This is a genomic window from Umezawaea sp. Da 62-37 (assembly GCF_032460545.1).
Taxonomy (GTDB): Bacteria; Actinomycetota; Actinomycetes; order Mycobacteriales; family Pseudonocardiaceae; genus Umezawaea.
This window is the reverse complement of sequence record NZ_CP135965.1, coordinates 6,833,795-6,859,618: the sequence shown is the minus strand read 5'-3', so window position 1 is coordinate 6,859,618 and position 25,824 is coordinate 6,833,795. Positions and strand designations below refer to the sequence as shown.

Annotated in this window: 29 protein-coding genes; 15 read left to right on the top strand and 14 right to left on the bottom strand. The window is 71.1% G+C overall.

Features of this window, described 5'->3' with window-relative positions; translation table 11 throughout:
• Positions 1 to 41 precede the first annotated feature (41 nt).
• Genes RM788_RS31640 through clpS form a run of 3 tightly spaced genes read right to left on the bottom strand, consistent with a single transcriptional unit; the run spans position 42 to position 1,506 of the window.
• On the bottom strand, positions 42 to 656 hold the full coding sequence (locus RM788_RS31640) for a P1 family peptidase (RefSeq protein WP_315921885.1): 615 nt from the start codon (positions 654 to 656) through the stop codon (positions 42 to 44).
• Entirely contained in the window at positions 653 to 1,210 is a 558-nt protein-coding gene (locus RM788_RS31635; RefSeq protein ID WP_315921883.1) for a DUF2017 domain-containing protein, read from the bottom strand. The genes RM788_RS31640 and RM788_RS31635 overlap by 4 nt, the downstream gene beginning before the upstream one ends.
• A complete protein-coding gene (gene clpS, locus RM788_RS31630; protein ID WP_106193709.1) occupies positions 1,207 to 1,506 on the bottom strand; it encodes an ATP-dependent Clp protease adapter ClpS in 300 nt (99 codons plus the stop codon). The genes RM788_RS31635 and clpS overlap by 4 nt, the downstream gene beginning before the upstream one ends.
• Positions 1,507 to 1,626: 120 nt before the next feature.
• Between clpS and RM788_RS31625 the strand changes: the two genes are divergently transcribed.
• Entirely contained in the window at positions 1,627 to 2,901 is a 1,275-nt protein-coding gene (locus RM788_RS31625; RefSeq protein WP_315921880.1) for a nicotinate phosphoribosyltransferase, read from the top strand.
• A gap of 10 nt (positions 2,902 to 2,911) precedes the next feature.
• Complete coding sequence (locus RM788_RS31620; protein ID WP_315921878.1) at positions 2,912 to 3,481, top strand: isochorismatase family protein; 570 nt, start codon at positions 2,912 to 2,914, stop codon at positions 3,479 to 3,481.
• A 48-nt stretch (positions 3,482 to 3,529) separates the two neighbouring features.
• On the opposite strand, the gene RM788_RS31615 is transcribed toward RM788_RS31620, so the two are convergent.
• The 3 genes from RM788_RS31615 to RM788_RS31605 form a co-directional block, all read right to left on the bottom strand.
• On the bottom strand, positions 3,530 to 4,189 hold the full coding sequence (locus RM788_RS31615; RefSeq protein ID WP_315921876.1) for a hypothetical protein: 660 nt from the start codon (positions 4,187 to 4,189) through the stop codon (positions 3,530 to 3,532).
• Positions 4,190 to 4,424: 235 nt separating this feature from the next.
• A complete protein-coding gene (wecB, locus tag RM788_RS31610) occupies positions 4,425 to 5,597 on the bottom strand; it encodes a non-hydrolyzing UDP-N-acetylglucosamine 2-epimerase (protein ID WP_315921874.1) in 1,173 nt (390 codons plus the stop codon).
• A 65-nt stretch (positions 5,598 to 5,662) separates the two neighbouring features.
• The gene (locus RM788_RS31605; RefSeq protein WP_315921872.1) at positions 5,663 to 5,881 is read right to left on the bottom strand and encodes an LAXTG motif-containing small protein; all 219 of its coding nucleotides are present in this window, start codon (positions 5,879 to 5,881) and stop codon (positions 5,663 to 5,665) included.
• Positions 5,882 to 6,029: 148 nt separating this feature from the next.
• Here RM788_RS31605 and RM788_RS31600 point away from each other — a divergent pair, with 148 nt between their 5' ends.
• Positions 6,030 to 6,332 (top strand): hypothetical protein, encoded by a 303-nt coding sequence (locus RM788_RS31600; protein WP_315921870.1) that lies wholly within the window; start codon positions 6,030 to 6,032, stop codon positions 6,330 to 6,332.
• An 86-nt stretch (positions 6,333 to 6,418) separates the two neighbouring features.
• On the opposite strand, the gene RM788_RS31595 is transcribed toward RM788_RS31600, so the two are convergent.
• Complete coding sequence (locus RM788_RS31595; RefSeq protein ID WP_315921868.1) at positions 6,419 to 8,236, bottom strand: GTP-binding protein; 1,818 nt, start codon at positions 8,234 to 8,236, stop codon at positions 6,419 to 6,421.
• Between the two features lie 137 nt (positions 8,237 to 8,373).
• On the opposite strand from RM788_RS31595, the gene RM788_RS31590 reads away from it, so the two are divergent.
• From RM788_RS31590 to RM788_RS31580, 3 genes are all read left to right on the top strand, one after another.
• Positions 8,374 to 8,727, top strand: coding sequence for a hypothetical protein (locus RM788_RS31590; RefSeq protein WP_315921866.1), 354 nt, complete (start codon positions 8,374 to 8,376; stop codon positions 8,725 to 8,727).
• A 164-nt stretch (positions 8,728 to 8,891) separates the two neighbouring features.
• Positions 8,892 to 9,392, top strand: coding sequence for a biotin transporter BioY (locus RM788_RS31585; protein ID WP_399345147.1), 501 nt, complete (start codon positions 8,892 to 8,894; stop codon positions 9,390 to 9,392).
• A gap of 148 nt (positions 9,393 to 9,540) precedes the next feature.
• On the top strand, positions 9,541 to 11,484 hold the full coding sequence (locus RM788_RS31580; RefSeq protein WP_315934814.1) for an ATP-dependent DNA helicase: 1,944 nt from the start codon (positions 9,541 to 9,543) through the stop codon (positions 11,482 to 11,484).
• A 2-nt stretch (positions 11,485 to 11,486) separates the two neighbouring features.
• On the opposite strand, the gene RM788_RS31575 is transcribed toward RM788_RS31580, so the two are convergent.
• The 5 genes from RM788_RS31575 to RM788_RS31555 form a co-directional block, all read right to left on the bottom strand.
• A complete protein-coding gene (locus RM788_RS31575) occupies positions 11,487 to 12,893 on the bottom strand; it encodes a phospholipase D-like domain-containing protein (protein ID WP_315921862.1) in 1,407 nt (468 codons plus the stop codon).
• Positions 12,894 to 12,921: 28 nt separating this feature from the next.
• Positions 12,922 to 13,626, bottom strand: a complete 705-nt coding sequence (locus RM788_RS31570; RefSeq protein WP_315921860.1) for a peptidyl-tRNA hydrolase — start codon at positions 13,624 to 13,626, stop codon at positions 12,922 to 12,924.
• On the bottom strand, positions 13,623 to 14,849 hold the full coding sequence (gene serB / locus RM788_RS31565) for a phosphoserine phosphatase SerB (RefSeq protein ID WP_315921858.1): 1,227 nt from the start codon (positions 14,847 to 14,849) through the stop codon (positions 13,623 to 13,625). Before serB ends, RM788_RS31570 begins: the two co-directional genes overlap by 4 nt.
• Positions 14,850 to 14,924: 75 nt before the next feature.
• Positions 14,925 to 16,712 carry an aa3-type cytochrome oxidase subunit I gene (ctaD, locus tag RM788_RS31560; RefSeq protein WP_315921856.1) on the bottom strand — a complete coding sequence of 596 codons (1,788 nt, stop codon included), beginning with the start codon at positions 16,710 to 16,712 and terminating at the stop codon, positions 14,925 to 14,927.
• A gap of 311 nt (positions 16,713 to 17,023) precedes the next feature.
• On the bottom strand, positions 17,024 to 17,743 hold the full coding sequence (locus RM788_RS31555) for an alpha/beta fold hydrolase (protein ID WP_315921854.1): 720 nt from the start codon (positions 17,741 to 17,743) through the stop codon (positions 17,024 to 17,026).
• A gap of 137 nt (positions 17,744 to 17,880) precedes the next feature.
• Between RM788_RS31555 and RM788_RS31550 the strand changes: the two genes are divergently transcribed.
• Genes RM788_RS31550 through RM788_RS31540 form a run of 3 tightly spaced genes read left to right on the top strand, consistent with a single transcriptional unit; the run spans position 17,881 to position 19,172 of the window.
• Positions 17,881 to 18,318 carry a MarR family winged helix-turn-helix transcriptional regulator gene (locus RM788_RS31550; protein WP_315934813.1) on the top strand — a complete coding sequence of 146 codons (438 nt, stop codon included), beginning with the start codon at positions 17,881 to 17,883 and terminating at the stop codon, positions 18,316 to 18,318.
• A gap of 2 nt (positions 18,319 to 18,320) precedes the next feature.
• Positions 18,321 to 18,932, top strand: a complete 612-nt coding sequence (locus RM788_RS31545; RefSeq protein ID WP_315921852.1) for a phosphotransferase — start codon at positions 18,321 to 18,323, stop codon at positions 18,930 to 18,932.
• A gap of 36 nt (positions 18,933 to 18,968) precedes the next feature.
• Complete coding sequence (locus tag RM788_RS31540) at positions 18,969 to 19,172, top strand: hypothetical protein (RefSeq protein ID WP_315921849.1); 204 nt, start codon at positions 18,969 to 18,971, stop codon at positions 19,170 to 19,172.
• A gap of 236 nt (positions 19,173 to 19,408) precedes the next feature.
• Here RM788_RS31540 and RM788_RS31535 read toward each other — a convergent pair whose 3' ends face one another.
• Complete coding sequence (locus RM788_RS31535) at positions 19,409 to 20,617, bottom strand: aKG-HExxH-type peptide beta-hydroxylase (protein ID WP_315921847.1); 1,209 nt, start codon at positions 20,615 to 20,617, stop codon at positions 19,409 to 19,411.
• Between the two features lie 175 nt (positions 20,618 to 20,792).
• Positions 20,793 to 20,945 (bottom strand): hypothetical protein, encoded by a 153-nt coding sequence (locus RM788_RS31530; protein ID WP_315921845.1) that lies wholly within the window; start codon positions 20,943 to 20,945, stop codon positions 20,793 to 20,795.
• 187 nt (positions 20,946 to 21,132) lie between these two features.
• Here RM788_RS31530 and RM788_RS31525 point away from each other — a divergent pair, with 187 nt between their 5' ends.
• The 6 genes from RM788_RS31525 (at position 21,133) to RM788_RS31500 (ending at position 25,796) form a co-directional block, all read left to right on the top strand.
• Entirely contained in the window at positions 21,133 to 21,933 is an 801-nt protein-coding gene (locus tag RM788_RS31525) for a FadR/GntR family transcriptional regulator (RefSeq protein WP_315921843.1), read from the top strand.
• An 84-nt stretch (positions 21,934 to 22,017) separates the two neighbouring features.
• Complete coding sequence (locus RM788_RS31520; protein ID WP_315921841.1) at positions 22,018 to 23,193, top strand: hypothetical protein; 1,176 nt, start codon at positions 22,018 to 22,020, stop codon at positions 23,191 to 23,193.
• Between the two features lie 65 nt (positions 23,194 to 23,258).
• Positions 23,259 to 23,663, top strand: coding sequence for a hypothetical protein (locus tag RM788_RS31515; protein ID WP_315921839.1), 405 nt, complete (start codon positions 23,259 to 23,261; stop codon positions 23,661 to 23,663).
• A gap of 5 nt (positions 23,664 to 23,668) precedes the next feature.
• Positions 23,669 to 23,815 (top strand): hypothetical protein, encoded by a 147-nt coding sequence (locus RM788_RS31510; protein WP_315934992.1) that lies wholly within the window; start codon positions 23,669 to 23,671, stop codon positions 23,813 to 23,815.
• Between the two features lie 14 nt (positions 23,816 to 23,829).
• A complete protein-coding gene (locus RM788_RS31505; protein ID WP_315921837.1) occupies positions 23,830 to 24,519 on the top strand; it encodes a response regulator transcription factor in 690 nt (229 codons plus the stop codon).
• Positions 24,516 to 25,796, top strand: coding sequence for a HAMP domain-containing sensor histidine kinase (locus RM788_RS31500; protein WP_315921835.1), 1,281 nt, complete (start codon positions 24,516 to 24,518; stop codon positions 25,794 to 25,796). The genes RM788_RS31505 and RM788_RS31500 overlap by 4 nt, the downstream gene beginning before the upstream one ends.
• The last annotated feature ends 28 nt before the right edge of the window (positions 25,797 to 25,824 follow it).

Here is a 25,824-nt window from a genome sequence, read left to right as displayed (position 1 = left end):
GAGGTTCGACACGGGGTGTCTGGAGGTTCGACTCGCGAGGGTTAGAGGGGTTCGAGCAGGGCTGCGGCGGTGGTGCAGAGGGTGTCCAGTTGTGGTGGGGAGGCCGGGGTGCGGTGGCCGGTGGCGAGGGCGAAGACGGTGGCCGGGCCGCGGTGGCCCGAGCGGACGAGGCCGTCGTGGGCGGACATGGCGAGGCGGCGGCACTGGGCCTTGGTGAGCGCCGCGTCGGTCACCACGACACCCACGCCTGCCAGCGCGAATCCGCCGACGCTGTGGTCGCCGACCGTGGTGGACGCGCCGACCTCGACCGCTGACGTGCACGCCGCGTAACCCTCGGCGGAGGTCGACGGCGGGCAGTCGGGCACGGCCGCGGCGGGCACGAGCGGCACGACCTCGTGCGGCTCGGCGCCGACCGGGAAGCCGTGGTGCCGTTCGGCGAGCCACCTGACCACGCCGTCCACGGCGGCCAGTCCCCTCGAACCACCGGAGACCACGCACACGGCGTGGACCTGCTGGACGAGGTTCGGCGGGTCGAGCAGGTCGGTCTCCCGCGTGCCGAGCGGCGCGCCGCGGGTGTCCACGCCCGCCACCGCGCCCTCGGGCACGAGCACGACGGTGACCCCGCCGGAGCGGCCTACGGCCACACCGGGGATCACGACATGACGGCTTCGATGAGCGTCTCCTGCACCCAGGTCAGCCAGTGGTAGACGCCCAGGTGCGGCGAACGCGGGTCGTCCGGCGGCAGCTCGTCGGGCATGTCCTCGTTCACGTCCAGCGCGGTGCCCAGCGCCAACCGGACGTCGTTGATGGACGCGAGCCACGCCTCGGCCTGCGCGGGCAGCAGCCGGACCTCGCCGCCCTCGGACGGGCAGGTGTCCAGCACGACCCCCGCGGCCCCGGTCTTGAGGTCGAGCAGCTCGGGCTCGTGCAACGAGCGCAGCGCGGCGGCCGAGTCGAGGTCACCGGGGTCGGGCGCGTCCGGGTCGAGCCGGTGGAAGTCGGGCAGCAGGCGGCCGAGGATCGGGTCGTCCGGCGCCGTCGACGGCCCCGTGCGGATGCCGGTCAGCTCGGACAGCTCGTCCTGCGGGGCCTCGTCGGCGCGCGCCAGGAGCATGTCCTGGATCTGGCTCACCAGACCGCGGACCACCGCCGCCTCCTGGCGGTCGAAGCGGCCGACGACCACGTCCCCGTCGCGGCTCCACTTCTTCACGACGCGCGCTGCATGGTCGCCCAGAGCCCGGCGGCGTGCAGCTTCGCGACGTCCGCCTCGACCTTGTCCTTCGTCCCCGAGGACACGATCGCCCGACCCTTGTGGTGCACGTCCAACATCAACTTCGTCGCCTTGTCCCTGCTGTAGCCGAACAGCTTCTGGAACACGTACGTCACGTAGGACATCAGGTTCACCGGGTCGTTCCAGACCACGGCCTGCCATGGTCTGTCCTCGGCGCGGACCTCCACGCCTGCCGGCTCCACCTGCGTCCGTTCATGCTCGACGGGCGTGGTCATACCGCCAATGGTGTCATGGTCCACGCGGGCGCGGCGCCCGGAGGGGCAGGCCGACCGTGGCGCACCCCATAGGGGCTTTCCGCTGCGGATGTGCGCGGGGCCCGCTTAGGCTCTCGGCTCATGTCGACCGCACTGCTCACCGACCACTACGAGCTGACGATGCTGGCCGCCGCGTTGCGCGACGGCACGGCGGACCGGCCGTGCGTCTTCGAGGTCTTCGCCCGGAGGCTGCCGGAGGGCAGGCGCTACGGCGTGGTCGCGGGCACCGGCAGGCTGCTGGACGCGATCCGCGACTTCCGCTTCGGCGAGGCCGAGCTGTCCCGGCTCGGCGAGGCGGGTGTGGTCGACGACCGCACGCTGGCGTGGCTCGCGGACTACGAGTTCACCGGCGAGGTCGACGGCTACCCCGAGGGCGAGCTGCACTTCCCCGGTTCCCCCATCCTCCAGGTGCGGGCGTCGTTCGGCGTCGGCGTCGTGCTGGAGACGCTGGCGCTGTCGATCCTCAACCACGACAGCGCGATCGCCTCGGCCGCCGCCCGCATGGTCGGCGCCGCCAACGGCCGCCGGATGATCGAGATGGGCTCCCGGCGCACGCACGAGGAGGCCGCCGTCGCCGCCGCGCGCGCCGCGTACCTGGCCGGGTTCACCGCGACGTCGAACCTGGAGGCCGGTCGCAGGCACGGGATCCCGACCGCGGGGACGTGCGCGCACGCCTTCACGCTGCTGCACGACACCGAGGAGGCGGCGTTCCGCAGCCAGGTCGAGGCGCTGGGCGCGGACACCACGCTGCTGGTCGACACCTACGACATCACCAACGGCATCGAGCTGGCCGTGCGGGCGGCGGGGCCGGGGCTGGGGGCGGTGCGGATCGACTCCGGCGACCTCGGCGTGCTCGCCCGCCAGGCCCGTGAGCAGCTGGACTCGCTGGGGGCCAAGAACACCCGCATCGTGGTGTCCGGCGACCTCGACGAGTACTCGATCGCCGCGCTGCGCGCCGAGCCGGTCGACTCCTACGGCGTCGGGACCTCGCTGGTCACCGGGTCCGGCGCCCCGACGGCGGGCATGGTCTACAAGCTCGTGGAGGTCGACGGGCGGCCGGTCGCGAAGCGCAGTTCGCACAAGGAGTCGCGCGGCGGTCGCAAGGGCGCGCTGCGCAAGCACAAGGACACCGGCACCTCGCTGGAGGAGGTCGTGTTCCCGTTCCACGAGCAGCCCGACCTCGACGAGCACGACCGGCTGCTCCACGTCCCCCTGTTGCGCGGTGGACAACCGGCCGACGGGGTGGCCACGCTGGCGGAGAGCCGCGAACGGCTGCGTGCGGCGCTCGTCAGCGTGCCGTGGGAGGGCCTGAAGCTGTCCCGCGGCGAACCCGCGATCCCGACCACGTTCCTGTGAAGGAGTGCTTGTGACCAAGGCGCTGATCGTCGTGGACGTGCAGAACGACTTCTGCGAGGGCGGATCGCTGGCGGTGGCCGGCGGTGCGGCCGTCGCGGCGGCGGTGTCCGAGCACATCGCCGCGGGTGGTTACGACCACGTCGTGGCCACCAGGGACTACCACGTGGATCCCGGCGGGCACTTCAGCGAGACGCCCGACTACGTGGACTCCTGGCCGGTGCACTGCGTCGCCGGGACGGCCGGGGCGTCGTTCCACCCCGAACTGGACGTCACGGCGGTGCAGGCGGTGTTCTCCAAGGGCGCCTACGCGGCCGCGTACTCGGGCTTCGAGGGCACCAGCGGCACCGGTGAGCAGCTCACCGACTGGCTGCGGGTGCACGACGTGGACCAGGTCGACGTGGTCGGCATCGCCACCGACCACTGCGTGCGCGCCACCGCGATCGACGCGGCGCGGGCCGGGTTCGCCACGACCGTGCTGCTGGACCTCACCGCGGGCGTGGCCGCGAACACCGTGGACAGCGCGCTGGGGCGGTTGCGCGAGGCGGGGGTCGTGCTGCGCGGCGACCCCCGCGTCGGCTGAACCGGTGTCGGCTGGGCCCGTGTCGGCTGGGCCGGGGCGTCGGCCGGGTTAGGGCGTCGGTGAGCAGGCGGCGGCGCCGAGCACGATCTCCCCGGTCACGCCCGACTCCGGCGTGAAGCGGAAGTGCACGGCGTTGATGCCGATGCCGCCGTCGTTCGGCTCGGGCAGCACGACCTCGCTGAAGGTCACGTTCGCCAGCACGACGTCCTTCGAGTTCTTGACCTGGTGCACGTAGTTGCCGGGGATCTCGCTCGGCAGGCCGCTGAAGCCGGAGATGGCGTCGAGCTTCCAGCCCGCGTCGGTGCCCGACTCCTTGCCGACGCAGACGGCGTGCCACGAGCCGATCTTGAGCCGCGGCCCGCCCTCGGACATCAGCGCCGAGAGCTCGAACCCCTGGCCGGTGGCCTCCGACGTCGTCTCGGTGCGGTCGCCGTCGACGGCCCTGGTCGTGCACGACGAGGTGCCGCCGCCGAACCTGAGCCCCGGCTGCTCGTCCGCGGCGGCCGCGGAGTTCGACGTGGCGCCGTCGACCGCGCAGGGCGCCTGGGTCGGCAGCGAGACCCGCTTCCCGTCCTTCGTGAAGTCGACGAAACCCACCGAGGCGATCCCGGCCGGACCCGCGGCCAACGCGGGTGCCGCGGACACGACGAGCCCGGTGACGAGTCCGACCGCCACCAATCCCGCGCGGTGCGCCGTGGTGCTGTTCATCTGGTGCTCCCCTTCCAAGAAATCTCCCGCCGGGTCCGCAACGCCGAACACCGGCGGCTCCACCCTCCATCGGGATGGGCCCGCCGGTGACAGCTCGGCACCCCATGTCACTCGTTGGGGTACATGCAGTACCCGACCGAGAGCACAGCGAGCTGCTCGTCACGGAACGCGTTCTCGGATTACCCGGATGACCACCCACCTTTGCGGGCACAAGGGCCGGAAGTTGACGGTGTACTCACCCGCTGACGACCAGCTGGTCGCGCCAGCGGATCGGCCTGGTGACGGGCACCAGCCCGAGCATCCGCTCCAGGGCGGCCCGCACCCGGCCCGCGGCGAGCCCGTCGCCGAAGGGGTTGCGGCCCAGCGGGAGGCGCAGGCGGGAGCCGAGGACCCAGCCCGCCTCGGCGAGGATCCGGGTCGGGTCGGTGCCGACGAGCCACGCGCCGCCCGCCTCCACGGCGGCCATCCGCTCGGTCGAGTCGCGCAGCACCAGCACCGGCACGCCGAACGACGGCGCCTCCTCCTGGATGCCGCCGGAGTCGGTGAGCACCAGCGCGGCGCGGGCCAGCGCGCGCACCAGGTCGGAGTAGGCCAGCGGCTCGGTGATCACGACGCCGCGGTGGCCCCCGAGCACCTCCTGGACCTGCGCGCGGACCATCGGGTTCGGGTGCGCGGGCAGCAGGATCCGCACGTCGGGGTGGCGGTCGGCGATGGACCTCACGGCGCCCAGCACCCGGTGCAGCGGCGCGCCCCAGGACTCCCGGCGGTGCACCGTGACCAGCACGAGCCTGCCGCCGGTCGCGTCGAGCCCCTCCTCCAGCGCGGCCAGGTCGGGGTCCTTGGCGGGCAGCCCGGCCGCGGCGACGCGGAGCACGGCGTCGACGACGGTGTTGCCGGTGACCACGATGTCGCTGCCCGGCGGGCGTTCCGCGCTGAGCGCGCCGGCCGCCTCGTCGGTCGGCGCGAGGTGCAGGGACGCGATCCGGGAGATCATCTGCCGGGTCCCCTCCTCGGGGAACGGCCCGGCGAGGTCACGGGTGCGCAGGCCCGCTTCCAGGTGCGCCACCGGGATCCCGCGCCAGAACGCGGCCAGCGCGCCCGCCAGCGCGGTCGCCGTGTCGCCCTGCACCACGACGGCGGCAGGCGCGTGTTCGGCGAGCACGCGGTCGAACCGGGGCAGCAGGCCCGCGATCAGCTCGGCCTGACCGCCACCCGCCCTCGGCACCTCCAGCGCCACGTCCGGCGCGAGGCCGAACGCCTCCAGCGCCTGACCGACCATGTCGGCGTGCTGTCCACTGTGGACGATCAGCGGCCGCAGCACCGCGTGGTCCGCCAGCGCGAGCGCGACCGGCGCGATCTTCACCGCCTCGGGCCTCGTTCCGGCCAGCAGCAGGATTTCCTTGGTCACCGTTCTCCTTCCAGGGGTGCTGGCTTCCCTGCCGGACGGGGCGATCCGGCCGGGAAGCCAGCGGGCTACCGGGATTCGTGCGCGGCCTCGCGCCTGCGGGTCGTGCGCAGGAGGAGGCCGCCCGCCACCAGCAGCACCAGTGCGGCGGCGATCCACCACGTCGCGTTCGCGCCGGTCGCGGCGAGCGACCCGGCACCCGTGCCGATGGCGACCCCGCTGCCGGGGACCTCGTGCGACGCGTGCTCCTCATCCGGTCGGAGTCGACGACCGATCGGGACGGGCACGCGGCGCACCTCCTTTTCCATCCACGTCCCCGGACAGGGGTGATCCGAGTTCGGGTCACGACCGGGGCAGCGCTCGCCACAACTCGGTGGCGCAATTACCCATCGGCGGACACACCGTCGTATTAAGGGTTGCTGACCGTAAGGAGTGATGGCCTACACCCGGATCGCCCAGCGGGTGACACCCAAAGTGGACCCGTTAGCTCGAATTTTTCGCATTGAGCCACCCGATCCGGGGGTTTCGTTCGTGATAGGAGCAGCCGATGGCCAGTCGGTACCTCTTTCGGGCTTTCCCCGATGGCTGACGGGAAACGGTCCACAGCTGATCTTCAACCGGGGTGGTACGACCACGTTCGGCTACCGCGACGCCGTCAAGCTCATGGGCGCTCATGAACTGGCCGATGGGCATCCCGCCGAGTCCCCGGAGTGGAGTTCGATGCCAATTCAGCTCTGAGGACGCACTTCCCCTGCGACCCGGTGGTCGACTGCCACCGGCATCACATCGGACGCGGCGGGGATGACGGCCGGCCAAGCGGCTCCTCAACGTCGCGCAGGAGCAGGGCTGGGAGGCCTAGCACCGCCTAGCGGCTGGTAGCTGTCGAACCGGCTGACCAGCACCCCCTCACCACGGCTCAGCCCCGGCAGCAGGTGGGTGAACGCCTGCACCCTGCGCAACGGGATCGTGCCCTCGATCAACGGCCCGTTCACCGACTCCGGAACAGCGCCGTGGGCGGTCAGCGAGGCCAACACCGCGCTGGTGGTGTCGACGGGCACCTCCAGGTCGAAGTGCGCGACCGGTTCCAGCACCGTGGTGCCCGCGAGGCGCAGAGCGTCCATGAGCACCAACGGCGTCAGCCCGCGGAAGTCGGCGGCGACGGTGACGGGGCTGGAGTAGGCGCAGTGGGTGAGGGTGACGCGGATGTTGTGGACGGCCCAGCCGTGCTGGCCCTGGGCGAGGGTCAGGAACACCGTGTCCTCGATGGCCTTGTGGAAGGCGAGCGGCAGGGAGCCCAGTTCGACTTCCAGGGCGTAGGCGCGGGTTGGCCAGGGGTCCACGCGGAGGCCGATGGTGGCGACGAAGGGGTTGTCCGCGCCCATCTCGCGCAGGGCCGAGCCGGTTCCCGTCGGGTGTTCGACGCAGATGACGCTGGTCGGGGAGAACGTGGCGGGGATGGCGTAGTCGTGCAGGAGGGTGTCGGCGATGACTTCCTTCTGGACCTCGCCGTAGAGCGAAACGACGATGTCGGAGCCCTTGCGGACGTTGATGAACGGGTCCTGCGCGGACAGTTGGACCAGTGCGTCGTACAGGCCCGGAGCCGGGGAGTGGACGACGGTCTCCAACGTCGGCGGGGCGAAGAACCGGTGGTCGGTGAAGGCGTACGGGGTGCCCAGCTGGTCGCCGATGCGGAGGTCGCGCAGGCCGCGGATCTTGGCGATCTCGCCGGTGCCCGCGACGCCGTCGACCGTGCGGGAACCGTGCGAGAAGACTGAAACGCTGGTCAGGCGGCCGGTGGAGACCACGTCGCCACGGTAGTGGTCGACCTTGGCGCGCGCGGCCAGTGAGCCGGAGTGCAGGCGCACGTAGGCGGTGCCGTCGCGGTCGATCTTGAACACCGTGGCGCGCAGGTCGGGCGCGGGGTGGTTGACCGGGAAGTAGCGGGTGATGGCGTCGACGAGGCCGGGGATGCCCGCGCCCGTGACGGCCGAGCCGAAGAAGACGGGGTGCAGGTGGGCGGTGCGGGACTGCCTGGCCAGCTCGGCGCGGCAGTCGTCGTAGGTGAGCGTGGTGTCGAGGTAGCGCGCGAGGAACGTGTCGTCGTGCTCGGCGAGGTCGGCGGCGAAGCCACGGGGAACCGGGCGGGCGCGGCGGGTGCCGAGGTCGGTGACGGTGCACATCGGCACGAGCGCCGGGGTGAGGGCGGTGCGGATGGAGGTGAGCAGGTCGGCGTAGCGGGCGCCGCCGCGGTCGATCTTGTTCACGAACAGCAGCACGGGCAGGCCGAGCTTCACCAGGGTGCGCATGAGCAGCCTGGTGTGGGCCTGGACGCCCTCCACGGCGGAGATGACCAGGATGACGCCGTCGAGCACGGCGAGGGCCCGTTCGACCTCGGAGATGAAGTCGGGGTGGCCGGGGGTGTCGATGAGGTTGACCTTGACGTCGCCGACGGTGAACGCGACGACGGCCGAGCGGATGGTGATGCCGCGACGGCGCTCCACCTCACCCGTGTCGGTCTGGGTGTCGCCGCGGTCGACGCTGCCCACGTGGTCGATGACCCCCGTGGCGTGCAGCAGCCGTTCGGTCAGGCTGGTCTTCCCGGCGTCAACATGGGCGAGGATCCCGATGTTCACGGTCTTCATGGCGTGCTTGTCCCCTGTGTTCGGTCTTCGCGAGCGGAACCGGCGCAACACAGGTCTTCCGGGGCACGTCATCTCCTCGATGCTCAAGGGGCCGAAATTCCAAGGTAACAACGGGCGCAACCGAATAACCCGGCCCGATGGCCGACACCTCCGACCGGTTCGCGTTCGAGAACCCGAACCCGGCCGCGCGGGCGTGGGAGCGGTGGGACGCCGGAAACGGCACCGAGGCGGGCGGGGACGGCGTGACCGTGCGGATCGGGCACGACGCCGAACCGGTCGGCGACGTGGTGCGGCTGCGCGAGACCTCCAGCGGGCCGCCGTGGCCGGAACCGCAGGTCAGCCGGGGCGGTCCGCGGTTCCGGTCCGCCGAACGGCCGGACGGGTTCCTCCACGAGGCGGGGCCGGCGGTCACCGAGCGCTACGGGGACTGGGCCCGCGGGCCGGTGTCGGAGTCCGGTCCGGGGCTGATCACGGTGGCGCGCCGGGCGTGAGGTTCGCGACTTGTCGATGTGGACAGGGCATCAGCGCGGGAAAACCCGGTTAACCTGCTTGGATTGCCACGATCCACCGGGAGGTCTCCGTGTCCGTTCTCGCCATTCCCCGCAGGGCGGTCCTGGCCGACTTCGTCCCCGGTTCGATCGCGCGCGACGTCGCGATGGTCATCGGCGGGGCCGTGATCACCGGGCTCGCCGCCCAGGTCGCGTTCCCGGTTCCCGGCAGCCCCGTGCCGATCACAGGGCAGACGTTCGCCGCGCTGCTGGTGGGCGCGTCCCTCGGCTGGCAGCGCGGGGCCACGTCGATGCTCCTGTACCTGATCGCCGGGGTGTCCGGCGTGCCGTGGTTCCAGGGCGGCGCGGCCGGTGCGACGGCGTCGCTCGGCTACGTGGTCGGGTTCGTGTTCGCCGGGGCGCTGGTCGGCACGCTGGCGGGTCGCGGCGGTGACCGCACGCCGGTGCGCACGGTGGGCACGATGGTGCTCGGCAGCCTCGTCATCTACGCCTTCGGCGTGCCGTGGCTGATGGCCGCCGCGAACGTGGGCTTCGTCGACGCGCTGGCGATCGGCGTCGTGCCGTTCCTGCTGGGCGACGCGCTGAAGGTCGCCCTGGCCGCCGGGCTGCTGCCCGCGGGCTGGGCGCTGGTGCGCAAGTTCCGCTAGGCCCGCGACCGGTGCGTGCGCGAAACCGACGGTGCCTCCGGGTACCTTCTCCGGTGTGCCCGCCACCACCGCGATCCCCGACACCCGCACGCTGCTCGCCACCGCCGTGGAGTCGGTGGGCGGAGCCGAGCGCCAGGGGCAGGTCGACATGGCCGAGGCGGTCGACCACTCGATCCGCACCGGTGAGCACCTGGCCGTGCAGGCGGGCACCGGGACCGGGAAGTCGTTGGCGTACCTCGTTCCCGCGCTGAGGCACGCGGTCGCGGAGGAGGCGACGGTCGTCGTCTCGACGGCCACGATCGCGTTGCAGCGGCAACTGGTGGACCGGGACCTGCCGCGGCTGGCGAAGGCGCTGAAGGGGGAACTGGGGCGCGAGCCGAACTTCGCGATCCTCAAGGGCAGGCGCAACTACCTGTGCATGCACCGGCTGCACTCCGGCGCCCCGGACGAGCCCGACGACGGCGCGCTGTTCGACCCGTTCGCGGTGTCGCGGCTGGGGCGCGAGGTGAAGCGGCTGCACGAGTGGTCGTCTGACACGGAGACCGGCGACCGCGACGAACTGGTGCCCGGTGTCTCCGAGCAGGCCTGGCGGCAGGTGTCCGTCACGGCCCGCGAGTGCCTCGGCGTGGCCAAGTGCCCGATCGGGGTCGACTGCTTCGCCGAGAAGGCGCGGGCGGAGGCGGGCAAGGCGGACGTGGTGGTGACCAACCACGCGATGCTCGCGATCGACGCCATCGAGGGCTACCAGGTGCTGCCCGAGCACGACGTGGTCGTGATCGACGAGGCGCACGACCTGGTGGACCGCGTGACGTCCGTGGCGACCGAGGAGCTCAGCGCGGCGGCCATCTCGTCGGCCGCGCGGCGGTGCGGCAGGCTGATCGACCAGGACGTGGCGGACCGCATGGCCGAGGCGGGCGACGGGTTGGCGATGCTGCTGGAGGACATGCCGGTCGGGCGCTTGGACGAGCTGCCCCGCGCGCTCGCGACGACGCTGGCGGCGCTGCGGGACGCGGCGCACGCGTGCGTGGCGTCGATCGGGCCGGAGCGCAAGGAGGACGTCGAGGGCGCCACCTCGCGCAAGCTCGCGCTGTCGCTGCTGGAGGAGGTGCACGACGGCGCGGTGCGCGTCCTCGACGCGTTCGACGAGGAGCGCGATGTCGTGTGGGTGTCCGGCGACTTCGCCGACCGCGGCCGCGCGCCGACGCTGCGGGTCGCCCCGCTCGGTGTGGGCGGGCTGCTGCGGGAACGGCTGTTCGGCAAGCGCACCACCGTGTTGACCTCGGCGACGCTGACCCTCGGCGGCACGTTCGACACCCTGGCCCGCCAGTGGGGCCTGCCCGCGTCCTCCACCGTGCGCAAGGCGGAGGGCACCGCGACCGACAAGGAACCGCCGTCCGACACGTCGGGCCCGCGGTGGACCGGCCTCGACGTCGGGTCGCCGTTCCAGCACGGCAGCAGCGGAATCCTCTACGTGGCGAGGCACCTGCCGCCCCCCGGCCGCGACGGCCTGCCGCCGTCCTACGTGGACGAGATCGAGGGCTTGGTCAACGCCGCGGGCGGGCGCACGCTGGGCCTGTTCTCGTCCATGCGGGCGGCCAAGTCCGCGGCGGAGGCGTTGCGGGACAAGCTGGAGTACACCGTGTACTGCCAGGGCGACGACGCGACCGGGCAGCTGGTCAAGAAGTTCTCCGAGGACCAGCGCAGCTGCCTGTTCGGCACGCTGTCGCTGTGGCAGGGCGTCGACGTGCCGGGCCCGTCGCTGCAACTCGTGATCATGGACCGGATTCCGTTCCCGCGCCCCGACGACCCGCTGGCGTCGGCGCGGCAGAAGGCCGTGTCGGAGCGCGGCGGCAACGGGTTCCTGACGGTCGCGGCCACGCACGCGGCACTGCTGCTGGCCCAGGGCGCGGGCAGGCTGCTGCGGTCGATGAACGACAAGGGCGTCGTCGCGATCCTCGACCCCAGGCTGGCGACGGCCCGGTACGGCGGGTTCCTGCGGGCGTCGCTGCCGCCGTACTGGACCACCTACGACCCCGAGGTCGTGCGGGCCGCGCTGAAGCGGTTGGACGCTGCCGTGGACGAGAAGAAGTAGCTCTACCCGTCCACCAGCAACCCGCGCAGCGGCCCCTGCAACCTGCCTGCCCGGCGGGAGACGCCGGGCAGCTCGGTCAGCCTGCCCTTGCCCTCCATCGACGGCCGCCAGATGTGGTCGACGACCTCGGCCGGGTTGCCGTCGATCTCGCGGATCGGGCGTTGCAGGTGTTCCGACCAGAGGCGGAGCCTGGTGTCGCGGGCGACGGCCGGGTCGTCGGTGACCATGTTGACCTCGGTGTCGTTGAACAGCGAGTGCTCGTTGAGGTTGGCCGAACCGACCGTGAGCCAGCGGTCGTCCACGATGCCGAGCTTGGCGTGCACGTACACCTGCGTGGTGCGCTCACCGTCGTGGGTCTCGATGGTGGACGCGACGAGGCGGCGGTTGCCGCCGTCGGCGTCGATCAACCTGCCCAGCTGCCCGCGGGTCGTGTCGGATCCGTTGCTCGGCTTGCGGGGCAGCACCAGCACGACGCGGAAGTCCTCGCTCGGCGGGTTCTTCAGCTTGTCGATCAGGATCTCGGTGATCTCCGGCGACCAGAGGAACTGGTTCTCCAGGTACACCAGGTGTTCCGCGCTCCGCAGGGCGCGCATGTAGGAGTCGAGGATGGTGAACTCGCCGCGCGGGGCGAAGTCGTAGTTCCGCTCCGGCACCGTGCGCGTGATCTGGACGGACGACGTGCCCGCAGGGGTCTGGACCTTCGGTTCCGGCAGTTCCTGGCCCGCCACCTCGGTCCACCGGCTGCGGAAGTGCTCGGCCACGTCGGCCACGGCGGGCCCCTCGATGCGCGAGCTGTGGTCGTGCCAACCGATGGGGCGCTCCGCCGGGTGCTCGTGGCTGTCGTGGCGGTCGCCCTCGAGGTCGGTGAAGTCGATGCCGCCCACGAACGCGATCTCGTCGTCGATGACCACGATCTTCTCGTGGTGGCAGTGCATCGAGCGCTCACGGGCGTCGAGCACGCACTGCACGGCGCTGTTCTCGGTGAAGGCCTTCTTGTTGCCCAGCACGCGTTTGCGGGTCGGCTCGAACATCGGGAACGGCGGGCCCGCCCACAGCAGCAGCCGGACCGGCACGCGGTCGGCCACGGTGGTGAGCAGTTCGCTGAACGTGGGTTCGCCGGGCTCGCGGCTCAGCTTGAAGTCGGGGTTCGCGTGCCAGCTGGCGATGTGGACTTGGGAACGGGCCTCCTCGATCGCCTTCGCGATGATCGGGAGGGCTTCCGAACCGTCCAGCAGCACCCGGACCCGGTTGCCGTGCCGGATCGGCGCCCTGGGTGAGAACCACCCCGTGGCGCCGTCGCCCAGCACCTCTCCCCAGCCCAGTTTCGTCAGGCGCCGGTCGTGGTGCGCGCACAGCACACCCTCCAGCTGGTCACCGAGGCGGTCGTCGAGCGTGTCGAATAGGCCCACACCTCGTCTTTACCCCGATTCGGACAGCTCAAACACCCGTCCACTCCGCGATGACCGTCGTGGTGCCCGGTGCGACCTCGGTGAACCCCGCGTCCCGCACGGAAACCGCGCCCGCCGCCAGCAGCGAGTCCCAGCGCCGCGCGGACGGCGTGCGGACGGCGGTGCGGAAGTCGTTGGCGGCCCAGGTTTCCAGCTGCCCCGCGGACAGCGTCGGCGCGAGCAGCATCGTCCCGTGGCCGACCTGCGCCGCCGCTTTCCCCGCGGTCATGGGCACTTTCGGGTTCAGCCACAGCACGGGCACCCCCGCCGGGACCGGGCCGGGTTCGTCCTCGGGCAGTTCGCTGCCGGAGATCTGCAACCGGCTCAGCTCCTTGGGCGCCTCTACGACCAGGCCGGGCACGAGCGCTCGGGCCTCGGCGCCGTCCACGGAAATCGTCACACCGGGCAGGGCCTGCACGGCCTCCCAGTGCCCGCCGCGGGCACGGCGGCTGATCTTGCGGATCCGGCCGTGGATCCACGTCACGACCTCGTCGTGCCACTCCCCCTCCGCCTCGGCGCGCGGGTCGAGGCAGACCGCGATGGCGGCCGCGGCGGCGGCTTCCAGGATCGCGGTGCGGCCCGGCGGCGTGGCGCGTTCGATGCGCAGCACCACGGGCATGGCGCGCACCAGCGCCGGGTCCTCCTCCTCGGCCGAGTAGCTGCGACCGACCAGCAGGTCCAGTACCCCGTTCACAGCCGTTCCATCTCCAACCCGTCCGCCGCGTCGGCGGCCTCGACCTCGCCCCTGGTCACGCCCAGCACGAACAGCACGGCGTCGAGGAAGGGGTGGGACAGCGCGGTGTCGGCCACCTCGCGCAGCGCGGGCTTCGCGTTGAACGCCACGCCGAGGCCCGCGGTGCCGAGCATGTCGATGTCGTTGGCGCCGTCGCCGACCGCCACGCACTGCGCGAGCGGCACGTCGACCTGCGCGGCGAACCGGCGCAGCGCCACGGCCTTGCCCGCCCGGTCGACCACGTCGCCGAGCACCCGGCCGGTCAGCTTGCCGTCGACGACCTCCAGCTCGTTGGCCGCGCAGAAGTCGAGCGACAGCTCCTCGACCAGCCCCTGGATGACCCTGGTGAACCCGCCCGACACGACGCCGCAGTGGAACCCGAGCCGCTTGAGGGTGCGGATCGTGGTGCGCGCGCCCGCAGTCAGCTCCAGGTTCGCGCCGACCTCGTCCAGCACGGCCTCCGGCAGCCCCTCCAGCAGGGCGACGCGGCGGCGCAGCGACTCGGTGAAGTCCAGTTCGCCGCGCATCGCGGCATCGGTGATCTCGCGGACCTTGTCCTCGCAGCCGACGTGCGCGGCCAGCATCTCGATGACCTCGCCCTGGATGAGCGTGGAGTCGACGTCGAACACCACGAGGCGCTTCGCCCGGCGGGCCAGCCCCGCGCGTTCCACCGCCACGTCCAGACCCACCCGCACCGACACGTCGGCGAGCGCGCTCCGCAGCTCGGCGTCGCTCTCGGGGGTGTCCGCGGCTACGGAGACCCGCAGCTCCAAGCCGGTCACCGGGTAGTCGGCGACGCCGCGGATCGCGTCGATGTTCACGCCGAGCGACGCCAGCCTGCGCGCGACCTCGGTGAACGCGCGCGCGGTCACCGGGCGGCCGAGCACGATCAGCACGTGGCTCGACTCCAGCCGCGCGGTGCGCTTGGAGTCCGCGCCCAGCTCGATCTCCACCTGCATGGAGACCGTCGCCATGGCCTGCTCGACGGACTCCTGGAGCCCCTCGGGGTCGTGGTCGGCCTCGACCAGCACGCCCAGGACCAGTCGACCCCGGATGACCACCTGCTCGACGTCGAGCACGTCCACCCCGTGCCTGGTCAGCACCGCGAACAGCACCGAGGAGACCCCCGGTTTGTCCGGTCCGGTGACCGTGATCAGCACTGGTGTGGCCTTGGCCTTGTTCACTGGACTCCTCCGGAATGCGAAGAGCCCCGACAGCCGTGGTGGCTGTCGGGGCTCGACGTTGAACCTGCGCTCAGGTTACTTGTGGTCGGGCTCGGCGGCGCCGGAGGCCGTACCGGATTCCACGACGTTCGTCGCCATCTCGGAGAGGGCCGGGGTGGCCTCCTCGTGCGGGATGGTCTTGCCGGTGAACGTCACGTGCGCCTCGTTGTGGATGCGCTCGATCATGTGCGGGTAGTGCAGCTCGAACGCCGGGCGCTCGGAGCGGATCCGGGGCAGCTCGGTGAAGTTGTGCCGCGGCGGCGGGCACGAGGTGGCCCACTCCAGCGAGTTGCCGAAGCCCCACGGGTCGTCGACCTCGACGATCTCGCCGTACCGGTAGCTCTTGAAGACGTTCCAGATGAACGGGAGCGTCGAGGCGCCGAGGATGTACGCGCCGATCGTGGAGACCGTGTTCAGCGTGGTGAAGCCGTCGCTGGCCAGGTAGTCGGCGTACCGGCGCGGCATGCCCTCGTTGCCCAGCCAGTGCTGGACGAGGAACGTCGCGTGGAAGCCGAGGAACGTGGTCCAGAAGTGCAGCTTGCCCAGCGGCTCGTCGAGCATCCGGCCGGTGATCTTCGGGAACCAGAAGTAGATGCCCGCGAACGTAGCGAACACGATGGTGCCGTAGAGCACGTAGTGGAAGTGCGCGACGACGAAGTACGTGTCCGACACGTGGAAGTCGATCGCCGGGGCGGCCAGCAGCACGCCGGACAGGCCACCGAAGAGGAACGTCACGATGAAGCCGATGGAGAACAGCATCGGCGTCTCGAAGGTCAGCTGCCCCTTCCACATCGTGCCGATCCAGTTGAAGAACTTCACGCCGGTCGGGACCGCGATCAGGAACGTCATGAACGCGAAGAACGGCAGCAGCACGGCGCCGGTGGCGTACATGTGGTGCGCCCACACGGCCACGGACAGCGCCGCGATGCCCAGCGTCGCGTAGACCAGGCCGTTGTAGCCGAACACCGGCTTGCGGCTGAACACCGGGAAGATCTCCGACACGATGCCGAAGAACGGCAAGGCGACGATGTAGACCTCCGGGTGCCCGAAGAACCAGAAGAGGTGCTGCCAGAGGATCACGCCGCCGTTGGCCGGGTCGAACACGTGCGCGCCGAGGTGCCTGTCCGCCAGCAGGCCCAGCAGGGCCGCGGTCAGGATCGGGAACGCCAGCAGCACGAGGATGCTCGTCACCAGGATGTTCCAGGTGAAGATCGGCATGCGGAACATCGTCATGCCGGGCGCGCGCAGGCAGACCACCGTGGTGATCATGTTCACCGCGCCGAGGATCGTGCCCAGACCACCGATGACCAGGCCCGCGATCCACAGGTCGGCGCCGACGCCGGGCGAGTGGATGGCGTTGCTCAGCGGCGTGTAGGCGAACCAGCCGAAGTCGGCGGCGCCACCGGGCGTCACGAAGCCCGACATCACGATCAGGCCGCCGAACAGGTACAGCCAGTACGAGAAGGCGTTGAGCCGCGGGAACGCCACGTCGGGCGAGCCGATCTGCAGCGGCAGGATGAAGTTGGCGAAACCGAAGACGATCGGGGTCGCGTAGAGCAGCAGCATCACCGTGCCGTGCATGGTGAACAGCTGGTTGTACTGCTCGCTGGAAAGGAACTGCATCCCCGGCTGAGCCAGCTCGGTGCGGATCAGCATGGCCATCGCGCCGCCCACCATGAAGAAGGCGAAGGACGTGACGAGGTAGAGGATGCCGATCTGCTTGTGGTCCGTGGTGCGGAACATCCGCAGCAGGAACGAACCCTTGACCGCTTCGCGCGCCGGGAAAGGACGCGTAGCGATCGGCTGCGGAACTACGGCCGTCACGGTGCCTCCTGCACTGTTCACCTACATGGTGGCCTTGGTGGGACCAACGTCGTTCGGGCGCCAGCGAACGGCGAGGACCGCCCAGTGGCTCACCGGATCGTAGACCGCGCTATCGGCGACGACATGTCGGGGGAGGACTGCCCCGCGCCCGCGTTGCCCAGGTCACATCGGGGTCGGGACGCGCGCGGGCGCGTGGCCAGCGCATCCACAGTGGATCGGGCCCCGATGGACCGCCGGGCGTCCACAGCGGAACCCGGACGCGCGGAAGGGGGCCCGCCTGGCGAGGCGGGCCCCCTGGTCCGGCGGTCGGGTCAGCCGAGCGAGCGCACGGCTTCGAGGACCAGGTTCGCGACCTCGTCCGGACGGGACGCGGCGATGGAGTGCGAGCCGCCCTCGACCTCGACGGTCGTGGCGCCGAGGCGCTTGGCGGCGGCGCGCTGCGAGTCCGGGTGGACGGCGTTGTCGGAGGTCGCCACGGCGAACCACGAGGGCAGGGTCTTCCACGCGGGCTCGATGCCGAGCGGCTCGCCGAGCGCGGCCTGCGCCACCGGGCGCTGGCTGACCGCGGCGACGGCCGTGACCTCGGCCGGGAGGTCCGCGCCGAAGACGCTGGCGAAGGCGTCCTCGCGAATCGTGAACTCGGTGTCGGTGCCGTCACCGGAGGGGTACTGGCGCGGGACGAGCGAGGTGGCCAGCTCGACCTCGGGGAACTCCGCCACCGAGCCGAGCGCGCTGTCGCCCTTGTCGACGCCGAACGAGGCGACGAACACGAGCGCTTTCGCGTTGTCGGCCCTGGTGCCCGCGTAGGTGATGACCGGGCCGCCGTAGGAGTGGCCGACCAGGACCACCGGGCCGTCGATCTGGCTGACGACGCTCGCCACGTACTCGCCGTCGTGGGTGAGGCCGCGCAGCGGGTTGCCCACGGCGAGCGCCTCGACGCCCTGCGCCCGCAGGCGCTCGACGACCGCGGCCCAGCTGGAGGCGTCCGCGAACGCGCCGTGGACCAGGACGACGGTGGGGGTGCTGCTCATCGTTGCTCTCCTTCGATCGGTGCTGCCTGACAAGAAGCTAGCGCGCGTTTAAGTTGTGCGCAAGTTAGTTGTGTGGCGACTAATGGCACACGTGGCACCATGAGGGCGAACAGGAAGGGGGTGACCACGTGAACGCCGTGCCCGACGAGCAGGTGTCGCCGGTCGACGACCTGCTGTGCTTCGCGCTGTACGCGGCCTCCAGGGCCGTGACCGCCGCCTACCGCCCGCTGCTGCGCGACCTGGGGCTGACCTACCCCCAGTACCTGGTCATGGTCGCCCTGTGGGACCGCGGGCCCATGCCCGTCAAGGACCTCGGCGACGCCCTCCAGCTCGACTACGGCACGTTGACGCCGCTGCTCAAGCGGCTGGAGTCGGCGGCCCTGATCACCCGGCGGCGGCGGACCGACGACGAGCGTTCGGTGCAGGTCGCCCTGACCCCCGAGGGCGACGCCATGCGCGAGGCCGCCCGCGACGTGCCCGCGTCCATCGGCGACGCGATGGGACTGCCCGAGGCCGAGGTCGAGCGGCTGCGCGTCTCGCTGCGCCGGTTGACCGCCAACCTCACCGCGGACTGACCGTGGACGACCTGACCACCCGCGGCGTCCTGGCCGCCGCGGCCGTCGCCAGGTCCCACGGCGTGCGCGTCGACGACCCCGTCGTGCTGCGCGACGCCAGCAACCTCCTGGTCCACCTGCGGCCCGCCCCGGTCGTGGCCCGCGTCGCCACCTCCACGGCTTCCGGCCGACCACTGGTCCTCGACCACTTCCACCGCGCCGAGTCCGCGACCCGCTACCTGACCGCCCGCGGCGTCCCCGTCGTGCGGATGTCGCCCGAGTTCCCCGACGGCCCGTTCGCGCACGACGGGCTGGTGATGAGCTTCGCCGAGCACGTCCCCCACGACCCGACGTGGGTGCCGACCGACTTCGCCGCGCGCCTGGCGGAGCTGCACACCGAACTGCGCTCCTACCCCGGCCCGCTGCCGAACCGCCTGCCGATGACGGACATCTCCCACGCCATCCGGCTCTGGACCCGGTCACCTGCCCAGTTGGCGGCGTTCACCGCCGAGCGCGATGCCCTGGTGGCGGCGTGGCCGGCTCTCGAGTCCCAGCCGCTGCACGGCGACGCCCATCCCGGCAACCTGCTGCTGAGCGCGAACGGGCCGGTGTGGAACGACTTCGAGGACACCTGACACGGGCCCGTCGAGTGGGATCTGGCGTGCCTGGCGGTGACGGACCGGTTGGACGGGGCGGCAGCCGTGCGCGGGTATCCGGGGGTGGACGGGTCCGCGTTCCACGTCCGGCTGCGGAGGCTGCACGTGGCCGGGTGGTTGACGGTGCTGGAGCGGCGGTTCCCGCGGTACCGGGAGGTGGCGGGGGAGGAGTTGCGGAAGGCGCTGGGGCCGCCGGAGTACGGCGGCCCCAGGTACTAGTCCTGCGCTTCCGACTCGGCGGCCTTCACGTACACCGTGCCGCCTCCCGGCATTCGCCGGAAGAAGTCCACCGGGTTGACCGGTTGTCCCACTTGCCCGACACCCGCGGGGAACTGCGGTGCGGGGATACCAGCGCCGGGCTGCCGGGGAGGCAGGCCGCGGGAAGGATCGCCGACTCGACGATCGGGCTGCATGGAACTCATCATGTCCTTCTCTGCGCGAACAACTGGGGACCATCAACTGGCCGGAAGGACGATCCACTTAGAACAAAGAGCATCGAAAGCGCTGGTCCAGCGTTTGCGAGCCTCATCCGCATCGACATTCCACAACGCCTGCACGGCAGCGAAGCCATCCTCGGCCGACTTTCCATCGGCGTGCCCGACAAAAAAGTCAAGTACTGAAGTAGAATCGTTACTCAGCCAGAACAACGCAGGCGGCGAACCATCGCGCCCGACCACTCGACGCCCGGTCGGGTTCACTCCACCGAGTCGCACGTGCGGGTTCTTCACGAAATGGCCGCTCGCGGTGGTCGGCTCCGCCGAAATGATTCCACACGGACTGGAAGCCCCCGTACCCAGTACCGCGTCGAGCATCGTCCGCGCGTCGGCCAGCAGGTACTCCTCGTGGTCCCGCAGCCATTTCCCGATCTCGGCCGCGCGCTCCGCCGCGAAGGGCAGCAGCGACCCCGGTCCGGTCGGCAGGTCGGCGCGGGCGAACTGGGCCAGGCACTGGTAGGCGTGCCACGCGGCGAACACCTGCTCCATCGGCCATCGGGCCCGCGACCACGACGGGCGGAACTCCTCGGCCATGTCGGACCGGGAGTCGAGGAACTCCCTGGTGATGGCGAGGTCGAAGAACTTGTCGTGCGCGCCTTCGTGGATGAGCGCCTCGGCCACCTGGACGGCGGTCGTCGGGCGCTCGATCACCACGACGCCGGGGAAGTACCGCGACGACGCCGACACCAGACCGCCCGCCGTCGCCGGGTCGACCACCGCGACGAGGTCCACGTGCGTCAGCAGGTCCTCGGCCAGCGCTCCCCCGGCCTTCCGCGCCAGCAGGACGCCTTCGGCCACGATCTCCACGACCTCGCCGAACACCTCGTCGGCCTTAGTGATCAGCCGCAGGCCGGGCACCGGCCCGACGATGCCGAACAGCGTCGCCAGGGCTTGCCGGGCGGCGGGGTCGGCGACCAGCGGGAGACCGACGTCGACGACCTCGCCGACGGCATCGCGGTCCCCCGCCAGGTCCACGCCCGCGAGGTCGAAGTGCCCGGCCAGCGCTCCGCCGAGGCGGTAGCGCACCAGCGGGCTGTCGAGCACGTCGTCCGGGACCTCGCCGGGAACACCCAGTAGTTCGGCGGCAAGGCGGTAGAGCGATCGTCGCTCGGCCACCACCTCGGCGGGGGCGGCGAAGACCGCGTGCACTGCTTCGACTTCCGGTACCAAGCAGGACTCCGGTGCGACATCCCCGACGCGAAAAGGAGTCAAGGGCGCGACCTCGAAGAGGTCTGCGCCCTGATCGCGAGAAGGTACCAGGGCTCGCGGTCTCCGCAATAGTGCCGAAGTTGTCTGACAACCGACTGCTTGGCGGGGTGGTGCCCCACCAAGCTCATCGGTTCGGTCAGGCCGAGAAGATGCTGACGACGTTGACGAGGCCCACGATCGTGAACGCGATGACCGCGAACACGGCGATGGTGAGCAACGTCCTCCATCCGATGGCCGCCATGGTGATCGCGGCGACAACGGCTATGGCTAAGGCACTTGTGGCTGGCATTGGAAGACCTCCGTCGGCTGGGCGGCCATCGGGACGACGAGGGTGCCGAGCGCGTTGTCGTCCGGGAAAATAGTCCCTCGCGGTCTGTTGTCTGTCAACCTACAACCGGGCTGCCAGACAAGTTGCGTCCGTTGTCCGACTGGCCTACGCTCTTGGGAATGCTTTTCGCCACTCCGAGAGGTCGAGGATGAGTGCCGAGCAGGCCGAGTCAGGCGCGAAGGGCGACGACTGGGCGCTCTCCGCGGACTCGCGCCGCCCTCTCCCGGACGTGATCGCCGACAAGCTGTCCGACCAGATCTCCACCGAGTACTCCGTCGGTGACCGGCTGCCGACCGAACCGGAGCTGGCCACCCGGATGGGCGTGGCGCGCAGTTCCCTGCGCACCGCGCTGCAACGGCTGCAGATCAAGGGGATCGTCGAGGTCAAGCGCGGGCTCGGCTGGTACGTGCTGTCGACGAACACCTCCCCCGCCGAGGAGCCGCTCGCCGGTCTGGACGTGCGCCGCTACCGGGCCGCCGATCTGCTGGAGATGCGGATCGCGCTGGAGACCACCGCGGCGAGCATGGCGGCGCTGCGGGCGGATCAGGGTGAGCTCGACGAGATCGCCAAGCTGAACGCCAAGCACCGGGAGGTGTCGCACTCGGACAAGCACGAGCTGCTGCGCACCGACGAGGCGTTCCACGGGGCGATCGTGCGGGCGAGCCGCAACGAGATGTTCGAGCACTCCTACCAGTCGCTGGAGCCGCAGCTGCGGGACTTCCGCTGGAACGGGTACGCGAACCGCGAGCTGCACAACCGGTCGGTGGCCGAGCACGACCAGATCGTGTGGTTCATCCGCAGGCACGACCAGGCCGGGGCACGAGCGGCGATGACTACGCACCTGCTCGGGCTCTACAACGACCTGGGCGCCGACGCGGACGCCACGCTGGACACCTACGCGGGCGCGGGCGGCGACGACGACGAACCGGAGTGGCACCGGGGCACCTGACAGCAGATCAGCCGAACGGACCTGGTGGACACCCGGTCCCCCTCTCACCATTGACCCAGTGCGGTGAGAGGGGAAACTGACGGCGTGACGGACGATCGGGCAGGTCAGCGCGCCCTTCGTCCGCGTGGCAGGCGAAGCGTGCTCCTCGTCGCCCTCTTGCTGACCCTGGTCGCCGTCGCCGACCTGGTCGTGGTGCTCGTGTGGACTCCGTCGGCCGCCGGGTGGCGGCAGGCCGTGCACCGGTTGCTGTTCGAGCTGTGGCCGGTGCTCGTCATCACCGCGTTCCTGCTGACCTTCTACGAGACCTACCTGCACACCAGGCTGCTCAGGGAGATCACCAGGCTCACCGGTCCCGGCATCGTGGAGACGCTGCTGCCGCGGCAGATCATGCGCACGTTCCTCACCTCCATCTACGGCGAGAACGACGCGAACGACGAGGTCGTGGCCGGCGTGCTGGGCGGTGAGGGGTGGTTGGAGCGCGGCGGCGACCTGACCATCAGCACGCACACGACGGTGGACTACGACCTGCGCGCGGTCGACCACGAGACCTACCACCTGACGTCCACGACCAGTTACAGCTTCCGGAAGAACGTGCCGGTCGACCAGTTCGTCATCTTCGCCACGAGCAACGCGCTGCTCCGCGACTCGATCATCAGCGGGTCCCGGCTGCCGCTGATCGACCTGTGGTTCATCCCGGACGCGAGCCTGTTCCAGTACACCGTCGAGGACATGATGCAATCGGTCCAGCTCAAGATCGACTACATCGACGGGCACGGGCGGCGGCGGGCTTCCGAGTCGAGCAGGCTGCGGCTGGTGGACGTGAAGTTCGACCAGTGGGCCGACTACCTGACGTTCTTCCGCGAGTCGATGGGGCCGCTGCCCCGGCAGAACCCGCGCACCTACATGTCCGACCTGCGGATCTTCCGGTGCGACCTGGGCGACATCGCCGGGGACGACCACGTGGTGAGCGCGATCGAGCGGCTGACGGTCAGGTCGGTGATGCGGCAGCGCATCGACGACGGGTACTGCTACTGGGTGTCGCCCTACCCCTGCTACGTCGAGCGGATCACCATGAACGCCAAGGAGCTGACACTGGACGGGGCACCCGCCAGGGAGTTCCGGATCGTGCCGTTCACGTTCCGGTCGAACACCTCGTCGGCGCGTTGGCTGCGGGCGGAGGAGCTGGGTGACCTGGAGGTCCGGTCGTGGCTGCTGCCCGGTCACGGGGTCGCGTTGTTGTGGCGGGATCAGCTGCCCTGAGGCCTTTGCACAACCCGAACATTCGTCGCATCGATCACTCACCGAAGCCCGTCAGAGTTCTTCCCATGACCTCATGGACTCGAATTTTCGCCGTCGCGGGCAGCACCGCGATGCTGGGCCTCGCGTTGACCGGTGTCGCGAGCGCCGATGAGACCCCGACCGGCCCCGCGCCGATGACCGTCAGTGCCGACCAGGTGAAGAAGCGGTGTGAGGAGCGGGTGCCGAAGATCGAGGCGCGGATCAAGGCGGCGACCGATCGGATCGGTGGCGACGAGAACACGCGCGGATCGACGAAGTGGTTGGAGGCGCAGGCCAAGGCCGCGCGGGAGGCGGGCAAGGACGCGAAGGCGAAGCTGTTCGACGCGCGCAAGGACCTGCGCGGCGAGAAGCTGACCAAGTTGGGCGAGGCGCAGAAGCGGATCGACACCTTCCAGTCCGAGCACTGCGGCTACCCCGGCGGCACGAAGTGAGGGCGTTGGCGGTCGTGTTCGCGCTGATGGCGGCGGTGGGGCTGTCGGGGTGCCAGGACGAGGCGACTCCGCAGAGCGGCAACCCGGACGGCGAGCTGAGCAGCATCGAGTCGACGCTGAACGGCATCGAGGCCGATCTCGACCAGCCGTGACAGCATTGCCCACCGTGCAACCGGACCAGTCCTCCCGCGGCCTCGTGCTGGTGGTCGAGGACGAGCGCGCGATCTCCGACCTGATCTCCCTGTACCTGCGCCGCGACGGCTTCGGCGTGCACGTCGAGGCCGACGGGCGGGCGGCGTTGGCGGCGTTGCGGCGGTGGAAACCGGTCGCGGTGCTACTGGACGTGGGCCTGCCGGGGATGGACGGGGTCGAGGTGTGCCGCACGATGCGGGCGGCGGGTGACTGGACGCCGGTGCTGTTCGTGACGGCGCGGGACGACGAGGTCGATCGGGTGCTGGGCCTGGAGATGGGGGCCGACGACTACGTGACCAAGCCGTTCAGCCCGCGGGAGCTGGCCGCTCGGGTGCGCACCGTGCTGCGGCGCGGCGCGCACCCGAGCGCGGCGCCGCAGCACGTGGTGGGCTCAGTCCGGCTGGACGTCGACCGGCGCAGGGTGTGGGCGGCCGAGGAGGAGGTGCCGCTCACGTCGACGGAGTTCGAGCTGCTCGCGCACCTCATGCGGCACCCCGGCCGGGTGTTCGAGCGGGAGCAGCTGCTCAGCGCGGTGTGGGGTTACGCGGCCGCGGCGGGCACGCGGACGGTGGACGTGCACGTGGCGCAGCTGCGGGCGAAGCTCGGCGGGCACAGCCCGATCCGGACGGTGCGCGGGGTCGGCTACTCGGCGGAGGCGCCGTGAGGACGAGCCTGGCGGGGCGGATCACCGCGCTGACCGTCGTGGTCGCCGGGATCGCGGTGCTGGTGGCCGGGTTCGTGTCGGTGCGGTTGGTGATCACCACGGCGCGCGACGTCACGCGGGCCACGCTGGTGAACCAGGCCGACGTGGTGAGCGACCAGATCGGCGAGACCCCGAGGGGTCGTGTCGTGGAGGTCCTCCAGGGGCAGGGCATCTCGGTCGTGCGGATCGGCGCGGGCGGAGCCCTGCGCGGTGACGCCAGCGCCGTGCAGGCGGTCCGCGACGCCGATCGCCGCAGCGGTGTCACCGGCCAGTGGATCGTGGAGGTGCGGGACAGGTTCGCGCTGGTGCAGAGGGCGGACTACGCGGGCGCGACGACCCGCAAGCTGATCCGCAACATCGCGCTGGCGCTGGCGTTCGGGCTGGTGCTGGCCGCCGTCACGGGCGGACTGCTCGGCAACCTGCTGTCCAGACCGCTGCGCCGGACGGCCGGGGTCGCCATGGCCATGAGTTCCGGCAGGCGCGACCTGCGGGCGCCGGAGCACGGGCCGGTCGAGGTGTCCGACGTGGCCGTTGCGGTGAACGGGCTCGCGGACGCCCTCCAGCACAGCGAGTCGCGCCAGCGGGACTTCCTGCTGTCGGTGTCGCACGAGCTGCGGACACCGCTGACGGCCGTGATCGGGTTCTCCGAGTCGCTGGCCGACGGGGTCGTGACGGGCCCGGACGTGGTGGAGGTCGGCCGCACCATCCACGAGGAGTCGCAGCGCCTCGACCGCCTGGTCGCCGACCTGCTCGACCTGGCGCGCCTGGGCGCGGACGACTTCCGGCTGGACGTGGCCGACGTCGACCTGGTGCCGGTGGTGCGGTCGGCCGCGGACGTGTGGCACGCCCGGTGCGCGGCCAAGGGAGTGGTGTTCACGCTGGAGATGCCCGTCCACCCGGTGGTCGTGCGGACCGACGCCCGGCGGATCCGGCAGGTGCTGGACGGGCTGCTGGAGAACGCGGTGCGGGTGACGCCCGCGGGCCGCCCGGTGGTGCTGTCGCTCGGGACGGTGCTCCAGGTGCGCGACGGCGGGCCGGGGCTGTCGGACGAGGACTACCGGATCGCGTTCGACCGAGGGGCCCTGCACGCGAAGTACGAGTTGTCCAGGCCCGTGGGCACCGGTATCGGACTTGCGCTGGTGCACGGGTTGGTGACGCGTTTGGGTGGCAGGATCACCGCGGGGCCCGCCCCGGAGGGCGGGGCGTGCTTCACCGTGGCGCTGACACCGGGGGTGTGAGTTGGAAGCTCTGTGGGACAACGCGGTA

What these genes read in the sequence shown, in the direction of transcription:
- RM788_RS31580 (WP_315934814.1), top strand. Translation starts at nt 9,541, where the DNA reads ATGGCCGAGGCGGTCGACCACTCGATCCGCACCGGTGAGCACCTGGCC.
- RM788_RS31555 (WP_315921854.1), bottom strand. Translation starts at nt 17,743, where the DNA reads ATGAGCAGCACCCCCACCGTCGTCCTGGTCCACGGCGCGTTCGCGGAC.
- RM788_RS31525 (WP_315921843.1), top strand. Translation starts at nt 21,133, where the DNA reads ATGAGTGCCGAGCAGGCCGAGTCAGGCGCGAAGGGCGACGACTGGGCG.
- RM788_RS31585 (WP_399345147.1), top strand. Translation starts at nt 8,892, where the DNA reads ATGGTCATCGGCGGGGCCGTGATCACCGGGCTCGCCGCCCAGGTCGCG.
- RM788_RS31590 (WP_315921866.1), top strand. Translation starts at nt 8,374, where the DNA reads ATGGCCGACACCTCCGACCGGTTCGCGTTCGAGAACCCGAACCCGGCC.
- RM788_RS31515 (WP_315921839.1), top strand. Translation starts at nt 23,259, where the DNA reads ATGACCTCATGGACTCGAATTTTCGCCGTCGCGGGCAGCACCGCGATG.
- clpS (WP_106193709.1), bottom strand. Translation starts at nt 1,506, where the DNA reads ATGACCACGCCCGTCGAGCATGAACGGACGCAGGTGGAGCCGGCAGGC.
- RM788_RS31600 (WP_315921870.1), top strand. Translation starts at nt 6,030, where the DNA reads ATGGCCTACACCCGGATCGCCCAGCGGGTGACACCCAAAGTGGACCCG.
- RM788_RS31615 (WP_315921876.1), bottom strand. Translation starts at nt 4,189, where the DNA reads ATGAACAGCACCACGGCGCACCGCGCGGGATTGGTGGCGGTCGGACTC.
- RM788_RS31625 (WP_315921880.1), top strand. Translation starts at nt 1,627, where the DNA reads ATGTCGACCGCACTGCTCACCGACCACTACGAGCTGACGATGCTGGCC.
- RM788_RS31530 (WP_315921845.1), bottom strand. Translation starts at nt 20,945, where the DNA reads ATGCCAGCCACAAGTGCCTTAGCCATAGCCGTTGTCGCCGCGATCACC.
- RM788_RS31595 (WP_315921868.1), bottom strand. Translation starts at nt 8,236, where the DNA reads ATGAAGACCGTGAACATCGGGATCCTCGCCCATGTTGACGCCGGGAAG.